Source organism: Yaniella sp., from assembly GCF_030453185.1.
Classification (GTDB): domain Bacteria; phylum Actinomycetota; class Actinomycetes; order Actinomycetales; family Micrococcaceae; genus Yaniella.
Map to the genome: position 1 here is coordinate 1 of NZ_JAKDKW010000054.1, position 17,105 is coordinate 17,105.

Below are 17,105 nucleotides of genomic sequence, written 5' to 3' on the forward strand. Positions count from 1 at the left end.
AGGTGAACCGCGTCGTCATCACCTCATTTGAATAATGACGACGGCGTGCGTTCGCACGCCTAGACATTTTTGCGTTCGCGAGACGCTTTGCGATACTGAATGACCAGGATAATGATCAGGCCGATGGCTCCGATAGCCGAGACCATCAGTTGTGGAACCACCAGCAGGACACCGCTTACGATCAGCACGGTCCGTTCCAGCACATTCGCGGTGGTCAAGAAGTGGCCGGCTAACCCTGCCGCCAGAGCCACCATGCCTATCACCACGGTCACGAATGCTGGTATGAGGTCCGTGACCGGTCCATCGAGCAGCATCGCGGGCTCGAAGATAAGCACATATGGAACCAGGAACCCGGCTACCGCTATTTTCAGCGCGGTAAACCCGGTGGTCATCGGATTCGCATTGGCTAATCCCGCCCCCGCATACGCCGCCAGACAGACCGGTGGCGTCACTTCGGATAATATCCCGAAGAAGAACACGAAGAAATGTGCCGCCAGGATGGGAACATCGAAATTGTTGTAGAGGATCGGTGCCGCAACCGTTGAGGTAACAACGTAGTTTGCGGTGGTCGGGAGTCCCATCCCCATGATGATGCACGCGATCATCACCAGGACGAGCACGATCAGGAAGCTTCCGCCCGCCAGCGCGATCAGTCCTTGGCCCAGCTGGCCGGCTAGTCCGGTCGAAGTGACGGTTCCTGCCACAATACCGGCGGTCGCACAGGCGGCGATCACTGGCAGCGCGGTACGTGCGGCGTCAATGAGCATGTCGACCATACCGCGGAACCCGAGTCGGGTGGAGGCACGGATGAAACTCAACAAAAAGGCGGTCACAATGCCCAGCAGTGCTGCGCGCATCGGGGTAAATCCGACCACCAGCGTCGTGACAATCACAACCAGCGGCAGCATCAGGTCGATGCGGTTCAGCAGGGACCTCCATGTGGGGAGTTCTTCAACTGGTAGACCGTGCAGCATGTTCTTCTTCGCATCGAAGTGCACGGAGAGGAACGCGCCGAGGAAGTACAGTAGCGCCGGAATGATGGCGATAATGATGATGTCGTTGTACGTTACGTCCGGCACGTTTTGGGCCATAATGAAGGCAGCCGAGCCCATGATCGGTGGCATGAGCTGGCCACCTGTCGATGCGGTTGCCTCGGTGGCTGCTGCAACGTGTGGTTTGAAGCCGGCCTTTTTCATCATGGGGATGGTGAACGAGCCGGATGCCACCGTATTGGCGACCGCCGATCCGGATATCATGCCCTGCAGACCGGATGCCACAACCGCGGCTTTTGCCGGTCCACCCACGTATTTGCCGGCCAACCGGAAGGCGAGGTCGTTGAAGAGCTGGCCAATATTGGTTCTCATCAACACGACCGCGAAGAACAGGAACAAGAAAATAAACTGCCCCGACACTTGAATTGGAATACTGAATATTCCTGATCCACTCGACATAAACATGTTGGTGGAGAACGTTTCCCAAGACATGCCAGCATGCCGGAAGACGGGGCTGTAGTTCCCAAACAGTGCGTACAGGATGGCCACGACCGCAATGATGATGATCGGTAGGCCCACGCACCGACGAGTTCCTTCGAGCACCAACAGGATACCGAGGGTAGCCACAATGTAGTCGTGGGTGGAGTATCCCAGCACCTGCACCGCGTTGCCGGTGAGTTGCTCGTAGTTGAAGTACAGGTAGGCATTGCAGTAGATCGCTGTTCCTGCAAGCGCCACATCGTACCAGGGCACCCCGCGACCGCGTCCAAGGACGATGTCTTTCCAGCGGTTGCCCGTGGCCTGAAGGGTCAACAGTTTTTTACTGGCCGGGTACAGCATGAAAATCAATGCTGTACCGCCCCCGAGGTGGAACGCCGAATGGATCCAGGTATTAAACGGCCGCTCCAGTGCGGCATAGAGGTGGTAAAGGGTAAAAATAATGGAAATGATTCCAACAACCCAACCAAACCATCCAAGGTTGGTTCGGTACCTACTGGAGGTGTCGTGTTTGCGAAGGACTTCATCTGCGTTCTTTTGAGACAAATTTGGCTCCCCGGCAGCTGTCACCCCCTGGGGAGTGACAGCAACCGAAGAGCCCGAGTGATCTCGGCTCTTGGATTGCATCATGGCAATTCGATGCCTTCTTCTTCAAAGTAGCGCTGGGCACCCGGGTGAAGGGGGATATCGCCAATACCAAGGACTGCTTCTTCAATGTCGACGAACTGTGCGGCCTCTACCGTAATACTGTCGGCGTTTTCGAAGGTTGCCTTGGCGATTTCGTAGCCCACGTCATCACTGACCTGCGTCGTCGAGGCAACGATCGCAGCGAAGACCGCCAGTGTTTCAACGTCTTCTTCAAGGAAGTCATAGGCATCAGCCGGAATATCGTACTGGGTCTCGTTGCCGGCGTCTTCGACTTCGGCGGCTACGTCTGAGTCGACCGGTAGCAACCGGACATCGGTCTGGGCTGACAACTGGGTCAGACCGGCTACCGGGGTACCAACCACGAACATGGTCGCATCGATCTGGTTATCGGCAAGCATCTCTGTGGACGAGCCGAAGTCCGTCACTTCTGGCTCGTAGTCGCCTTCTTCAAGACCATAGGCCCCGAGCACGGCGTCAGAGGTAATGCGCGTTCCGGAACCGGCGTCACCAACGGCGATCGTGGCGCCCTCGAGGTCGGCTACACTTTCAAAGTCTGAGTCATCGCGGACGACGATGTGCAGAGCTTCCGGGTAGAGGTTGGCGATCCAGCCGACGTTGTCGAGGGACTCACCTTCCAGGCCGGGCAGTTCACCCTGGACGGCAAGATTTGCGGTGCCATTATCGGCAAAGCCAATCTGCCATTCTTCTTGATAAATTTTCCCAACGTTCTCTGCGGAACCGCCGGATTCCACGTAGTTGACAGTGACGTCTTCGATTTCATTTTCGTAGATGGTGGCAAGTTCGCCACCAAACGGGTAATACACGCCGGCAGTGCCACCGGTTGCAAACACGAGATCAGTGGTGAAGTTTTCTTCACTTTCTGCTTCCCCGCCATTGCCGCCATCTCCGCCACACGCGGTGAACGCCAGCATCGCGGCGGCAGTAGTAATACCAGTGATGATTCGACGAGCTTTCATCGGGAACTCCCCTTTTGGTGTATGAGTGATGAGTCTGCGAGCATCGAAAGGACTGCTGTTCAGAGGTACCAGCAAACGCCGATGTCGCAGGTGAGTTCATAATTTCATTGACAGGCTAACATGACGTACGTCACATGCAACAGGTGTTCTGACCTTCCAGGGACCTTAATCCCCGTTTAGCCCGTGTCCGGTCATTTCTGGCAATGATCCATTGCCGTTTTACCGCTGAAACGAGCTTGGGCCCAGGCAGGAAAACTCGGCGCGGCCTCCACCACGACCGACCCGTGCTCTAAGTCGTCGTATTCGTGATACTCGACCGCGTTGCCCGCCTCACACAGCCGGTCCACCTCGCGTCGAGCCTGTTCCACGGGCGCAATGGCGTCGGCAACACTGTGATGCACGAGAAACGGGGAGGAACCTGCCGGTTCAAAATCGTCGACGTCGTCCATTGCCGCGACCCAGTCACTGTCTTCTTGCATCGCGGTGTCACGGTAGGGATCTTCGGCAGATGATGCTACCTGCCAAATGTCCCAGCACCCGGTATCGACTTCCGGAAGAATCGCAATGCCTTCCTGCCGCAAAAAGTCCTCGTAGACCAGCTCGGGATTCGCTGTTTTGAGACCCGAGAGCATAGAGAGGGCGAAACCGGTAAGCTCAGCATCCGTCATGGCGTGAGCGGTCAGGTCTTGCACTCGGACCGCAGGTGACAACAGTGCAGAGCCCATCAGTTCAAAGTCTGCGGCGTAGTCCTCGACCATCGCTTCGGCATGCATGGTGGTTTGCCCGCCCTGCGAAAAGCCGTACTGCACAAATTTTCCGCTCGTCTGGACGTTGGGCAGATGTTCGGCGGCTTTCAGCGCATCGAGTGAGGCGCGAGCATTGGCCTGTCCCACCATGTAGTAGACGGGCCCCGGGAGTCCTTGCCCCGGATAGTCACTGCCGACCACGATGTGGCCGTCGTGCAACAGTTGCTCGAGCTCAGGGATTCGCGTGTCATCGATTTCGGTCCGCGACGGCGCGCACTCATCGGGTAGCCCGGTCGTCTGGTGATTCCATAACACCACATCTCGGGGGTTTTCGCTGGGTTCGTCAGGAACATACACTTCCCCGGAAACATACTCATAGGTGTCATCCAGGATTTCTGAGACGTAAATGATGTTCCAGCCTTGTGCCCCATCTGGCGCATCGTCGCGCTGCTGGGTCGAATGGATTTCTCCACTCTTCGCACCACTATCGGGGGTTTCGTGAACATCCCAAAACTCGGTTGTTTCCGGTGAGGCCTGCTCCGTTTGGCACGCCGTCAACCCAAGTGCCAGCGTCATCAACACGGCAGCACCGAAGCGCATTCTCCTACGCCCCCACATTATGCTGCTCCTTGCCCGCCGTACGGCGGTACGAGGATGCCGAGTTCTTTGCGCCACCACCACTGACCGGTTTCCCGGCGCTCTTGCGCAGTGGCATATCGATACTCGAAGACCCGGACACGGATGAGCACCGGCGGCTGACCGTTGAACGGGTCCGTGCCCAGCAATCGGCGGATGGCCGGGTCGCCGTCGACGATCTTATCGAGCAAGCGCCGAAACCAGAGCGCCTCACCCGAGCCCAGTGCCAGAAACCACATCATCCAATCCAACCGTAAATGATACGGTGCGACCTGTGGCGCTCTTCGATAGACGTCGCCGGGCTTGCCCTTGAATTCGTAGGCTTGCCAGCCGGTCTCCGATGACGGATCGGTACTCAGGGTACCCTCGATGATCAGCTCCCGCCGGACCTGCGTCATCGAACCGAATGCACCATAGGCATTCACCAGGTGCCAGCGATTGAAGCTCGCGTTCATGCGCTGCCTCGAAGAGAACAGATTGAGCAGTGGGCGCCAACTCAGCGCACACAGAAAGAGGAAAGCGACGGCGGTTAGCAGCAACCACGCCGATGACTGCGTCGTCACCTGCCCATTCAGTACAGCAACTACCTGCTCCCATCCCCAACCGGGCCAGCCTCCGCCAACCAGCGAGCGCAAGAACGAGTCGCTGAGCGCAGAGAACGCCACCAGAATGGTGAGCCAGTTCAGCCACGCATAGTTCCCGGTTGCCACCAACGCCAGTTGACTGAGAATAATGACGCATGCCGCGATCGAAGCAATTGGTTGCGGGAAGAACAGCAGCCAGGGAAACACCAATTGGATGACGTGACTGCCAAGTGTCTCAGCCTTATGCCACCACTGTGGTTTCTGGTGCGCCCACCGACTCAGCAGATTTGGCATCGGCTGGGTTTGGTGGTGATAATTCATGGCCGTGAAGTCTCGCCACGAGGTATCCCCGCGCATCTTGATCATGCCGGCGCCAAACTCCACGCGGAACACGGTCCAGCGCAGGAATAGCAGGATCAGAAACGGCGGCGCCACGTCCCAGGTTCCAAGAAACGCCACAATAAAACCCACTTCAAGCAGCAGCGATTCCCAGCCGAAACCGTAATAGTACTGGCCGATGCTCACGATCGAAAGGTACAGCCACCACATGATCAAAAACACCGGAATCGTGGTCCATGCCGGTCCCAGCTGCACAATACCGACGACGACGCACAGGCTCAATGCCATACCGATCAGACAGACGATGCGCAGCAACCGGTCGCTGTAGGGAGTGAATCGCCAGCGAAACAGGCTTGGTCCGTTGCGAGCGCTCGTGCGCTCAATGAATTCAGGTGCCGGTGACAGACCGCGTTCACCAAGGAGTGCAGGGAATTGGTTGAAGGCCCCCAAGAACGCCACGAAATACAGGGTCGCCACGCCACGAAGCAAGACCTCTCGCGCGATCGTGTAATCGGTAGCTTCCAGCAGTGGAAGCCAAGCACTGAAGTCCATCGCTCACACCGGCATTTGTCCCGTCCGGATCAGTTGCTGGAACTCCTCGGTGAAGCGGGAGGCATCCTTGGCGCGGTGGGGCATCAACCGGATATTGCGGGCACCGTCGATGCGCACCGTCAGCAGAGACAGCACCCTCCCGCGGAAGCGTATCCCGCGTACGCGCGCCGGCGGCTCCGAGCGGAGTACGCGGGCGCGACTGAGCAGGCCCTTGATCTTGGCGAGCACCACTCGGTGGTTGGTGACCATTAGGACTTTCGGGTTGTCGCTGGCGACCGCGGGCAGCGCCAGAAGCACCGTCTCACCTGGCTCGAGGACATCGGCGATCCGGTTCAGGGACATGCCACTGAACAGCTCATTGCGAGAGAGCGCGGCAGTGAAGCCGTTGGACGGATTCGTGGGGGCACCGGGAAGGTAGCGGTCGCCGTCGCGGGGGTGGGTCATGTCCACGATTGTAGAGCATTGTGTCGCATGTGCGGAAGCGTTGTCCCAGCCGAGCGATCACAGCAGCTGCAAGATCGCGTCGGTCAGAACCTTGCGTTGAGATGGCGTTAAAGGTGTCTCGTGTACATAGTCGTGCGTCCACAACCCATCGGCCAATAGTTGCACCAGATAGTCCCGTCGAGCGTCGTCGTCGTGTTCAATATTTTGCGGCGACGGCGCCCAACGATCATCGACCTGACGCCAGATCTCAGCGAACTCCGGCTGGCCTCTGGCGTCGACCTCCAGTAATAGATCAGCCTTGGTGGCACTACGGTTCAGCGACAACACGACGGCGCGCAGGCGCTGGGAACCAGTAAGCGACTCGGCCGGGCCACCCGCCGCTTCTTCGAGCTCTTGTTCCCACTGATCCGCAAGGTGCTGGTGAATACCCCGCATTATCTCGTAGCGGGACGGGAAATGATAGACGATGCCGGATTTGGACATGCCCGAGGCCTCGGCCAGCGCCTCATAGGACACTGCTTCCAGACCGTCTTGTTCGATCAGCTCGACGGCGGCGTTGAGGATTGCTTCTTTTTTACTCGGACGCATCAACATCAGCTTCTTTCGGGTTCCCACGGAAACAATAAGCCGTCGCGGCTGCAGCCGCAAAGGCAACGACGCCGACAATCACCAAAATGGTCAGATACGCGCCGTCATAAGCTTCGATTGCCGCGGGCCCATGCACTGCATGCTCCACTCCGTGATCAACATCGCCGGCGACTTCCGACGGTGCGGACAGTGCGTAAAAGAATGGCAGCAGCGAACCAAAGATGGCCACCGAAATGAGGGTACCGAATTCATACGATACGGACTCCACCGAGGACGCCATACCTGCTTTGTCGACCGGGGCCGCGCCCAAGATCGCCGTCGAGGCCACGGAGGAAGCGAGCCCACCGCCGGTACCAGCTAGCACCAAACTGACAATAAATGGCGTCAACGAGTCCATGTTGAACGTCCATACGGCCAGGCCGATGCCGGTACCCATCAGTGCGAAGCCACCGGTGATCAACGGAATGAACCCGACGCGATGCAATATGGAACCGCCCAGAAGTGATGCTGGGATCGCCGGTACCGCGATGGCTACCACCAGCGCTCCGGCTTCCAGCGGCGAGAAGCCGCCGGCTGTTTGGAATCGCTGGGTGGTCATCAGCTCAACGCCGGCGACCACGAACATCATCAGCCCGGCAGTGAGCACGCCACCGGTAAAGATCCGATTCTTGAAAACGCTGGCATCCAGTAAGGGCTGTTCCAGCACACGTTGTCGGAAGATAAACAACAGCAGACCAATAGCCCCGCCAACGGTCGAGACAATCAGCAGCCACGCTGCGCGGTCAGGGTTCGCGAGCTCTTTAATCGCCATCACTAGCCCGACCATGGCCAACATGGCCCAGACTGAGGAAATAAAGTCCCAGTGTTTATTCGGGTTGGTTATATTCGGTGGTGCGACGGCAAGCGTGGCAATCAGGGTGACGATGACGACGGGCACGTTGATGAGGAATACTGATCCCCACCAGAAGAACTCCAAAAGCAAGCCACCAAGCAGGGGTCCGGCGGCAGCGCCCACCACGGCCACGGACATCCACACCGCGATGGCCAAATTGCGTTCACGCACATTGGTAAACGTGATGCGGACCAGGGCCAGGCTGGCCGGCATCATCGTTGCAGCACCGACGCCGAGCAGGCCGCGAGCGGCTATCAGCGTCCAGGCACTTGGCGAAAATGCCGCGGCCAGGGAACCGATCCCGAAGATAGTGACGCCGATAAGGAACATCAGGCGGTGCCCGATCTTATCCCCCAGCGTGCCGGTCCCCAGCAACAAGCCGGACAGCACCAACGGGTAGGCATTGATAATCCACAGGCCCTGCAGGGGCGTGGTTCCGAGTTGGTCACGCAGCTCAGGCAGGGCGGTGTAGAGCACAGAGTTATCGGCGCCCACCAGGAACAAGGCAGCGCTGATGATGGCGAGGAAGGTCCATCGCTGTTTCGCGGTGGAGGTCGGCTGAGGCGGAAAACTATTCACCCGAGTAACTGTACCAAACGTTCGGTACAGTTACTAGACACTTGTCGTATGCTCGAACCAGCACTACCAAAGGAGAACTATGACAGAGACTGCCGCGCACGGCACCGTTACGCTCACCATCGACAATCGACTGGCTCATGTCCAGCTCCAACGTCCCGAAAAACTCAACTCATTGACCAAAGAAACCTTCGAAGACCTCGTGGAAATTGGCCAACGACTACGCAGCAATGAATCCGCGGCTTGCGTTGTCATCACGGGCGCCGGCCAAGCTTTCTGCGCAGGGCTGGACCTCAAAGAGTTCAAAACCATACAGGGCGGCGAGGAAAGTTCTGCGGTTGTGCTCGGTGAGCGTCTTGGCGCAGCGCGAGCTCTTGGACAGCAGTCCGTGCACATTTGGTCCCTGCTCGAAGTCCCCGTCATCGCCGGTGTGCATGGAGTCGCCATGGGTGGCGGGCTGCAGTTGGCGATCGGGGCTGACGTGACCGTCGTGGCTCCTGACACGAAGATGTCGATGATGGAGATCAACTGGGGCATCATCCCCGATCTGTCCGGCACCCAAGTATTGCCTCGACGTGTGGGCGCATCGAAGGCGAAACTCCTCACCTTCACCGGCGAAGTGTTTTCGGGCCGCCACGCAGGAGAAATCGGTGTCGCAGACGAAGTGCACGATGATCCTGTGGGACGCGCACTCGAGCTGGGCCGGCACATCGCGAACAAATCTCGCCCGGCACTAGTTTGGGCTAAGAAACTTATCGATATGGCTGGGAACGTAGAGCTGTCAGAAGGCTTCGACAGCGAACAACGAGCCCTCGCGGAACTCGTGGGCGCGCCCGAACAGTTGGACGCCGTCAACAAACAACTAGCTTATTTGGCCGAACGGAAGAACAAAGGTGTCTGATAATGCCCGGCATCGGGATGCTCTCGCCCAGGGTGCACATCACAACCCAAGTTCACTGAGTCCTGGATGCTCCTCCGGACGCGGGGTGCCGAACTCCCAGTACTCATTGCCGTAGGAGCGGTACCACTGCCCGGTAGTGGACTGGGATTCATAGCAGTACCGAACAGCAATCCGATTGTCGGTAAACGCCCAGAGTTCTTTAATGAGCCGGTAGTTCAATTCGCGCGCCCATTTCTGCTGCAAAAACTCCACGATCTCATCGCGTCCCTGCAGAAACGTATCCCGATTGCGCCACCGACTATCGGGCGTATAGGCCATTGCGACTTTTTCGGGCTCTTGTTTATTCCAGGCGTCTTCAGCAGCGCGAACCTTCTGGATCGCGGTTTCTTGAGTAAACGGCGGGATAGGCGGTTTAATGGGCATCACTGACCTCCGACGACTTCGCGGTTCTTGGACAACGCGTTCGAACCAACCATAGCCATCCGGCCAGTAGGCTGGCCACAGTACAAAGGAGATCTCATGTCTGATGCTCAACAACTTACGCCGCACCTCATGTTCCAGAACGGGCGCGCCGAAGAAGCGATGAACCACTACGTAGAACTCTTCGACGGTGAAGTCCTCACCATCAACCGTTACGGTGCCGAAACACCGGATATGGAGGGAAAGGTCATGCTGGCAACTTTCATCATTGCCGGCCTACGCATCAACATCATGGACAGCTCGATTCAGCACGAATTCGACCTCACCCCGTCGATGTCGTTGTTCTTCAATTGCACTTCACAGCAACAACTCGATCAACTGTGGACAGCCCTGGCCGACGGCGGCCAAGCGCTGATGCCCCTGGACGACTACGGCTTCGGCCCGTTCGGCTTGGTCAACGACCGCTACGGCGTCTCCTGGCAACTCAACTACAACCCCGCATCCTAACGGGGCTGACACGCAGAGCAGGGGGACCAGCATCAGACCTCGCCCGCGGAGTCGGTTTACCAATAAGTGTGTAATGGATTATTCTGCCAACACTTGAAATCAGAAAGACTCCCAAGGTTTGCATTGATCTCAAGGTAGCAAAACGCAATACCCTGCTCAAGGCAGAGGACTAGCCACTAAGCCCGGGCAGGGTTAGCGACCGACACGTCATGATCCTTGATCGGCGGACGAACCTTTCTGATGACCATCGCGATGATGAACACCAACGCAATCGTTGTGATCAGACCAATGACACCGTTTTGAGTCAGGGCATAGACAACATAACCTGCCAGAGATGAAACGGCACCCACAAACGCATACGGCAACTGAGTGGCCACGTGAACCGCCACTGAACAGGCAGCACCCGTACTCGACAGAATTGTAGTATCGGAAATCGGTGAACTGTGGTCTCCCCAGACAGCTCCGGCAAGCACGGCGCCGAAACTTGCAATCAAGAACTCATCGCCACCCTGCACAGCGTTCATCATTTCGCCTGCCAGCGGGATCAGGATACCGAATGCGCCCCATGATGTACCGGTGGCAAACGCCATCAGGCCCGCTATGACAAACATGACTGGAATCAGCCATACGGCAGACATCGACATAGCCTCAACCAACGAGGCCAGGAATTCGCCGGTACCCATCTCGCTGATCAGGTCCCCAAGTGTCCAGGCAAATAAGAGGATGAGCACTGCAGGCAGCATGGATTTCGCACCGTGCGCTGTGCCGCGACGTTTTGTACCCGCCGTGAATTCTGGGTTCCCTTTGGTATAACGAATGCAGTAGTACGCGGCAACGATCAGGGCTGCTACGCCGCCAACATTGAGCGCAATCGCGACGTCGGCAGCAGCCAGGGTATCCAGGATGCCCCAGCTTTCTCCGAGAATGCCACCTGAAACATACATGGCAGCGACCACGCCGATAATCAGAATCATAAACGGGAGCACCAGAGCGCGCATGGCACCTGGCTCGTGCTTGGGCATATCATCGGCGAATGGGTCAGGCGTATCGTCCTTTGGATTCTGTAGGCCGTCGCCGCGAACGGCGCGCTCTTCTTCTCTGCGCATGCTCCCAAAGTCCAGCCCCATGAGAATGGTGAGCCACAGGAGCACTAGTGCTGCAATCGCGTAGTAGTTCATGGCCGCAGACAGGACGAACGCTTCGACCTGGGTGAGCATGAGTGCCGAGCTGGCAAGCAGCGGGGCCATAATGCCCATAATGGAGGCACCCCAGCTAGACAGCGGCATGAGCACGACGACGGGCGCGGAGCTCGAGTCAATGAGATAGGCAAGTTTCGCCCGCGAAATGCGGTAACGATCGGTAATTGGACGGGCCACCTGGCCGACTGCGAGCGCATTGAAATAGTCATCAATAAAGATGAGCATGCCCAAGAGCCCGGTCAGGACTTTCGCGCCGCGGCGTTTTCGAATGCGCTTTGCGGCCCATTCGGTAAACGACGACGCACCACCAGACATCATCACAAGAGCAGTGATAATTCCGAGTTGGAACAGAAACGCGACGATCAGGATCGTGTACCAGTTGATCGCGTCGTCAACCCACACGAGGCGAAGAATAGCCTCTCCTACAGTGACCACCATGGTGATTGGGTTGAAATCAGCAAGCAGGAGGCCGGCTGTCAGGATGCCCGCGCCGAGTGATATCAACACTTTCTTCGTGACGATCACCAATATGATCGCCACCAGCGGGGGTAACAATGTCAATATAGGATAGGCATCAAGCACGATCGCACCTCATCAAGTTTCAGCCGATGTAAATACCACTACAGTACCCCGATAAAAACGTCCGGGGGTGGTGAATTATCATCGGAAGTACCGTGTCACAAGAGTTACGAGGTAGTCATGTCTCACAGTGGAACGCAAAATACTAGCGAGTGCGAAGTAGACATCCGCGGTATGCCCCCAAACCAGGGGGAACGGTTGACCCTTCATGCATACCAGAAGCTCCGGGTAGACGACGCACTCATTTTGCTCGACGGTCACCCACCACAGAATCTTCATGATGCCTTCGAGCGCGAATTCGCTGGGTCGTTCCATTGGGAGATCCTATCTACCGACAACGGTGAGCACAGAATCCGCATTACCAAACGTGCGACCACGGCATTGCCTCGCAGAGTCGCTGACACGACCGAAATCGCGAGCTCTGTTGATGCGAAGGGTTCTGTTTGGCAGCTCGAGCCGGGCGCGCGAGATCTCGATGCGAATATCATTGCGCTGCCGCCCCACGACGAGATCGAGTTACATGTAGGGCCCGACCTCGACGTGCTGATTCTCATCATCCAGGGCGACGGGAAACTCCAGACCGAACTCGACGTGATACCACTCGACCAAGGCATGCTGCTGTGGCTCCCCCGCAAGTCCCACCGACGGTTCATTGCCGGCACAAACGGTCTGCAGTACTTTACCGTTCACCAGCGGAAGCCAACGCTAAACATCACCGCTGCCCCCACGATGGCTTGACTGCGCACAACGGATCAGGCGTTAGGGACCTGATCTGTACCTGCACCCCGACGTCGGATCGAGGGAATCGGAACAGCCCCGCCTGATCCCGCACTTGAGCCGGCCGACTTGCCACACGGCAGCGTTAACGTATCGCCGGGTTCCGGTGGAGTGTCCGGCACAGTTTCTGATTCGAAGGCCTGTTGGTGCGCACGACGGTGCGCCCGTACACGGTCCCGCAGTTCAACTGCTGACTCGTCAGCGCCGACGATCTCAAAACCACCGTCGACAACCATATCTAGGTCGGCTTCGGCTGTTTGTCCTTCCACCGTGAGATAATCGCCAAGGAACAAGGAGTTTGCAATGTGCAGGCTCAATGGTTGCCAGCTGCGCAGGTGCATTTCACGGCCGCCAGCGATACGGAGTTCACGGTCCGGGCACATCAGCCGGACCGCGCACAAGATACGCATCGATTTTTGTGGCGATAATTCATAGGTGCCCGCGAGCGGGGTATCTTCAAACGGGATCAAGAAATTGACAGGAATTGAGTCCGAGTCGATCGCTTGCAATCCCTGAATGGCTTCAATGACCTGTTCGTCAGTTTCGCCCATCCCCACAATGAGTCCAGAACACGGTGACATCCCAGCCTCGCGTGCACGTGTGACAGTATCCACCCGGTCATCAAAAGTGTGGGTAGAGCAAATTTCCGGATAGTGGGATTCGGCGGTATTGAGGTTGTGATTATAAGCATCCACGCCTGAAGCCTTCAGAGTTTCTGCTTGACCGTCTTTCAAAAAGCCTAGGCAGGCACAGACTTCGACACCCGGATTAGAGGACTTGATCGAGGTGACCATATTGGACACTTTGCCGACATCTCGGTTCGACGGGCCGCGCCCGGAAGCAACCAGGCAGACGCGAGAGGCGCCGCCAGATAGACCAAACTCTGCTTGACGTTGAGCATCTGCTTGTGACAGCCACGGATACTTCAGAACGTCGGTCTCTGACCCTAAACGCTGGGAGCAGTACCCGCAATCTTCCGGGCACAGCCCAGATTTTAGGTTCACCAGATAGTTAATCTTCACCAGATTGCCGAAGTGTTGCCGGCGCACTTTCGATGTCGTAGCAACGAGGTCTAATAACTGGTCGTCGGACGATTGCAATACGACCAATGCTTCATCTGCTGTAGCGGCGTGACCTTGACATGCACGCTCGGCTATCTCAGTAAATTTATTGAACATCGTTCAATCATTGAACAGTGTTCACCGATTGTCAAGATTCCGTCATTTTCGGTTTTCTCGCCTGCCACCGTGGCCGACGGGTCTCGGCCAAAACGTTGGTGACACGGCAGAACCCACCGGTCAGTTAGTCGCTGGCTTTAGCCGCCCGGGGCGAGCGAGCCTTGACCAGCATCCATACGTTGTGGGTATCATGACTGCGGACACGGGGTGCGCCATCTGGCGCTGAGAAAATACCCGTTGAACCTGATCTAGCTCGAACTAGCGAAGGGATGTTGCAAGTTTTCTTGCTTATTCTTAAGTTGCGCGGCCATGCTGAATTCTATGGCCCAAAACTGGCTCTTGGTACCGTTTCTGAAGTCTGCTCTACGGTAGCCCCATCGCTAAAAGTCCCTGGTCAAGCTGAGATCTTTTCCATCGTATTGTCACGATTTATGAGCAGCCAAGAAAGTGCAACCATATGAACCTCCCAGAACAACTCGTCCTAGTAACCGGTGGCGCCCGAGGTTTGGGCCGCTGCATCGTTGAAGCCTTCGCCTCCGAGGGCTCGCGCATCGTCATTAATTACCGCGAATCCGCACAAGCAGCCGAAGAGCTGGCGGCAACCATTGGGCCGGAGCGCGCGGTCGCCATCCAGGCCGACATCACGGATCCTTCCGCAGTAGACGCGCTGTTTAAGGCAGCCCACGAGCATTTCAAAACACCTGTAACCACCGTGGTCAATAATGCTCTTGTGGATTTTTCTTTCAACGGAGATGCTCGTCCCGGGCCGGCCGACATCGATTGGAACAGTTTCGACACCCAGTTCACCGGCAGCGTTCGCGGTGCCCTCAATACCGTTCAAGCCGCATTGCCGGGCATGCGTGAACACGGTTTCGGCCGCGTTATCAACATCGGCACAAACCTGTTTCAGGATCCTGTCGTGCCTTACCATGACTACACCGCTGCCAAAGCCGCACTGTTGGCTCTGACACGTACATTGGCAGCCGATTTGGGACCAGACAATATTTCGGTGAATATGGTTTCTGGAGGCCTGTTAAAGACCACCGATGCCAGCGCGGCAACACCCAATGAGGTCTTTGATTACATCGCTTCGTCTACCCCGTTGCGTAAGGCCACCACGCCGGCCGAATTTGCCGACGCCATTATGTTCTTTGCTTCTCCGTGGTCTAGAGCCGTCACCGGACAAAATCTGGTGGTCGACGGCGGCCTCGTGATGGACTAGGTGATTTCAGCATGAGCGCACGACAATTGCACTTTAACGCCTTCTTGATGGGCTGCGGGCATCACCAGGCTGCCTGGCGACACCCTTCCTCCGCCGTCGAACAGCTAGGCGACATCAGCTACTATGAACGATTGGCCCAGATTGCAGAACGCGGCCTTTTTGACGCAATCTTCTTCGCGGATGGACAATCTGCGGGCGACCCATCTTCCGGCCCGCTGTGGTTCCTGGAGCCGCTAACTGCTTTGGCCGCCATAGCCCGCAAGACCAGTCGGATTGGGTTGGTCGCCACAGTGTCGACGACCTTCCACACCCCGTTTCATGCGGCAAGGATGCTTGCCTCGCTGGACCACATCAGTCAGGGACGAATTGGGTGGAACGTCGTTACGTCGATGTTTGATGTCGAAGCACGCAACCACTCGATGAGTGCCATGCCCACCAGTAACGAACGTTACGCTCGAGCCGCCGAATTTGTTGATGCTGCCCTAGCCCTGTGGGATTCCTGGGCAGAAGATGCCATCATTGCCGACCGCGCAGACATTTTCGCAGACCCCGATAAGGTCAATCCAATAGACCACACCGGACAACATTTCCAAGTCGCCGGACCCCTCAACGTTCCACGTGGGCCCCAAGGCCGGCCGGTGTTATTCCAAGCCGGCGCCTCAGAAGCAGGACGGGAACTTGCTGCTCGATATGCCGAAGCAGTCTATGTTGTTGCCTATGATCTTGCCAGTGGAAGGGAATACACTTCGGACGTGAGACGGCGCATTGCCTTGCAGGGTCGGGACGAAACCAAAATAGCCTTCATGCCTGGCCTTGTCACCTACGTTGGCTCTACTGAGGCGGAAGCACAAGCTAAGAAAGCTGAGCTAGACACTTTACTGCCCACCAAACAATCACTTGCTCAACTGAGCACATTCGTTGGCCAAGATTGTAGCGATTGGAACCTCGACGAACCTGTCCCCACATTGCCTCCTGCATCTGACTTTCCTGGGCCGCAGGGAAGATACGCGACGATCTTGCGCATCGTTGAGACCGAAAAACCAACGGTACGCCAGCTGCTAGGCCTGCTGGCAGCTGGCGGTGGGCACTGCACAATGATCGGGACCCCCGAGCAAATCGCCGACAAGATTGAATCCTGGTTCGTTGCCGGCGCCGCTGATGGTTTCAACCTGATGCCACCACTACTGCCTCATGCGCTAGAAGACTTTGTGGACCAAGTGGTGCCAATACTGCAACAGCGGGGATTGTATCGTACCGAATACACCGCAGACACACTGCGAGGTCATCTCGGCTTATAGCACCCGATACCGTCCTGAAGAGTTGAGTGTGGTGCTGTCACGTAAAACCCTCTAGGTTTACTCGCCGGGCTAGCAACCAGATCTATCATGGAGGAAATCAGGGGCAGCAGACTAGCCTCCATGGCTCGCGGCAAGCGTTCTGGAGCGCGCAACCAAAAAACTCGCCTCACAGCACATCAATCGCGAGTACTTGACGCAGCTCGGTTATGGCAGTTGGAGCCTCAATGGGCGACAGCTACCTCACGTTGCACCCCTTCTGACTCAAATGATTGCGGGGATGCACGGAACAGCGCCATGGTTATCAGCGTAGCGACCACCATTTTGGTCAAATCACCGGGGAGAAATACCAGCGACGTGATCAGCGATTCGACCAGACTTAGCTCGGTCAACCAGGCCTGTACGGGAATACCAAATACGTAGATCGAAAAGATACCACCGATCAGGCATCCCAACCCCACCCTCAGCCATGTTGGACGGCCTCTGACAATCAGTCCGATCACAATGGGGGCAATGACATAACCGATGAGATACCCGGCTGTTGGAGAAACAAAG

General features: G+C 57.0%; 16 protein-coding genes and 1 riboswitch. Of the genes, 5 read left to right on the forward strand and 11 right to left on the reverse strand.

Annotated elements, in window-relative coordinates:
* Nucleotides 1-59: 59 nt before the first annotated feature.
* From L0H14_RS08550 to L0H14_RS08580, 7 genes are all read right to left on the reverse strand, one after another.
* Complete coding sequence (locus tag L0H14_RS08550; RefSeq protein ID WP_301421663.1) at nt 60-2,036, reverse strand: TRAP transporter permease; 1,977 nt, start codon at nt 2,034-2,036, stop codon at nt 60-62.
* Nucleotides 2,037-2,116: 80 nt separating this feature from the next.
* Nucleotides 2,117-3,115 carry a TAXI family TRAP transporter solute-binding subunit gene (locus L0H14_RS08555; protein WP_301418453.1) on the reverse strand — a complete coding sequence of 333 codons (999 nt, stop codon included), beginning with the start codon at nt 3,113-3,115 and terminating at the stop codon, nt 2,117-2,119.
* Between the two features lie 191 nt (nt 3,116-3,306).
* On the reverse strand, nt 3,307-4,479 hold the full coding sequence (locus tag L0H14_RS08560; protein WP_301418455.1) for a lipase family protein: 1,173 nt from the start codon (nt 4,477-4,479) through the stop codon (nt 3,307-3,309).
* Nucleotides 4,479-5,972, reverse strand: coding sequence for a lipase maturation factor family protein (locus L0H14_RS08565; RefSeq protein ID WP_301418457.1), 1,494 nt, complete (start codon nt 5,970-5,972; stop codon nt 4,479-4,481). The genes L0H14_RS08560 and L0H14_RS08565 overlap by 1 nt, the downstream gene beginning before the upstream one ends.
* A 3-nt stretch (nt 5,973-5,975) precedes the next feature.
* The gene (locus L0H14_RS08570; protein ID WP_301421664.1) at nt 5,976-6,422 is read right to left on the reverse strand and encodes a hypothetical protein; all 447 of its coding nucleotides are present in this window, start codon (nt 6,420-6,422) and stop codon (nt 5,976-5,978) included.
* Nucleotides 6,423-6,473: 51 nt separating this feature from the next.
* Nucleotides 6,474-7,004 (reverse strand): TetR/AcrR family transcriptional regulator, encoded by a 531-nt coding sequence (locus tag L0H14_RS08575; protein ID WP_301418461.1) that lies wholly within the window; start codon nt 7,002-7,004, stop codon nt 6,474-6,476.
* Nucleotides 6,991-8,475, reverse strand: coding sequence for an MFS transporter (locus tag L0H14_RS08580; RefSeq protein WP_301421665.1), 1,485 nt, complete (start codon nt 8,473-8,475; stop codon nt 6,991-6,993). Before L0H14_RS08580 ends, L0H14_RS08575 begins: the two co-directional genes overlap by 14 nt.
* A 79-nt stretch (nt 8,476-8,554) precedes the next feature.
* On the opposite strand from L0H14_RS08580, the gene L0H14_RS08585 reads away from it, so the two are divergent.
* Complete coding sequence (locus L0H14_RS08585) at nt 8,555-9,373, forward strand: enoyl-CoA hydratase-related protein (RefSeq protein ID WP_301418465.1); 819 nt, start codon at nt 8,555-8,557, stop codon at nt 9,371-9,373.
* 39 nt (nt 9,374-9,412) lie between these two features.
* On the opposite strand, the gene L0H14_RS08590 is transcribed toward L0H14_RS08585, so the two are convergent.
* Nucleotides 9,413-9,796 (reverse strand): nuclear transport factor 2 family protein, encoded by a 384-nt coding sequence (locus L0H14_RS08590; protein WP_301421666.1) that lies wholly within the window; start codon nt 9,794-9,796, stop codon nt 9,413-9,415.
* Between the two features lie 96 nt (nt 9,797-9,892).
* Here L0H14_RS08590 and L0H14_RS08595 point away from each other — a divergent pair, with 96 nt between their 5' ends.
* Nucleotides 9,893-10,300, forward strand: a complete 408-nt coding sequence (locus tag L0H14_RS08595) for a VOC family protein (RefSeq protein WP_301418468.1) — start codon at nt 9,893-9,895, stop codon at nt 10,298-10,300.
* Between the two features lie 176 nt (nt 10,301-10,476).
* Here L0H14_RS08595 and L0H14_RS08600 read toward each other — a convergent pair whose 3' ends face one another.
* Nucleotides 10,477-12,081 carry a Na+/H+ antiporter NhaC family protein gene (locus L0H14_RS08600; protein WP_301421667.1) on the reverse strand — a complete coding sequence of 535 codons (1,605 nt, stop codon included), beginning with the start codon at nt 12,079-12,081 and terminating at the stop codon, nt 10,477-10,479.
* A gap of 117 nt (nt 12,082-12,198) precedes the next feature.
* Between L0H14_RS08600 and L0H14_RS08605 the strand changes: the two genes are divergently transcribed.
* Nucleotides 12,199-12,816: a DUF2249 domain-containing protein gene (locus tag L0H14_RS08605; RefSeq protein WP_301418472.1), complete on the forward strand. Its 618-nt coding sequence runs from the start codon at nt 12,199-12,201 to the stop codon at nt 12,814-12,816.
* 14 nt (nt 12,817-12,830) lie between these two features.
* On the opposite strand, the gene bioB is transcribed toward L0H14_RS08605, so the two are convergent.
* Nucleotides 12,831-14,033, reverse strand: a complete 1,203-nt coding sequence (gene bioB / locus L0H14_RS08610; RefSeq protein ID WP_301418475.1) for a biotin synthase BioB — start codon at nt 14,031-14,033, stop codon at nt 12,831-12,833.
* Nucleotides 14,034-14,226: 193 nt separating this feature from the next.
* A riboswitch (TPP riboswitch) is annotated at nt 14,227-14,320 on the forward strand.
* A gap of 170 nt (nt 14,321-14,490) precedes the next feature.
* Between bioB and L0H14_RS08615 the strand changes: the two genes are divergently transcribed.
* Both L0H14_RS08615 and L0H14_RS08620 read left to right on the forward strand, forming a co-directional pair.
* Nucleotides 14,491-15,255: a 3-oxoacyl-ACP reductase gene (locus L0H14_RS08615; protein ID WP_301418477.1), complete on the forward strand. Its 765-nt coding sequence runs from the start codon at nt 14,491-14,493 to the stop codon at nt 15,253-15,255.
* A gap of 11 nt (nt 15,256-15,266) precedes the next feature.
* Nucleotides 15,267-16,553: an LLM class flavin-dependent oxidoreductase gene (locus L0H14_RS08620; RefSeq protein ID WP_301418479.1), complete on the forward strand. Its 1,287-nt coding sequence runs from the start codon at nt 15,267-15,269 to the stop codon at nt 16,551-16,553.
* Nucleotides 16,554-16,774: 221 nt separating this feature from the next.
* On the opposite strand, the gene L0H14_RS08625 is transcribed toward L0H14_RS08620, so the two are convergent.
* Nucleotides 16,775-17,105, reverse strand: a 331-nt coding sequence (locus tag L0H14_RS08625) for a biotin transporter BioY (protein WP_301421668.1), incomplete at its 5' end; no start/stop codon positions are given.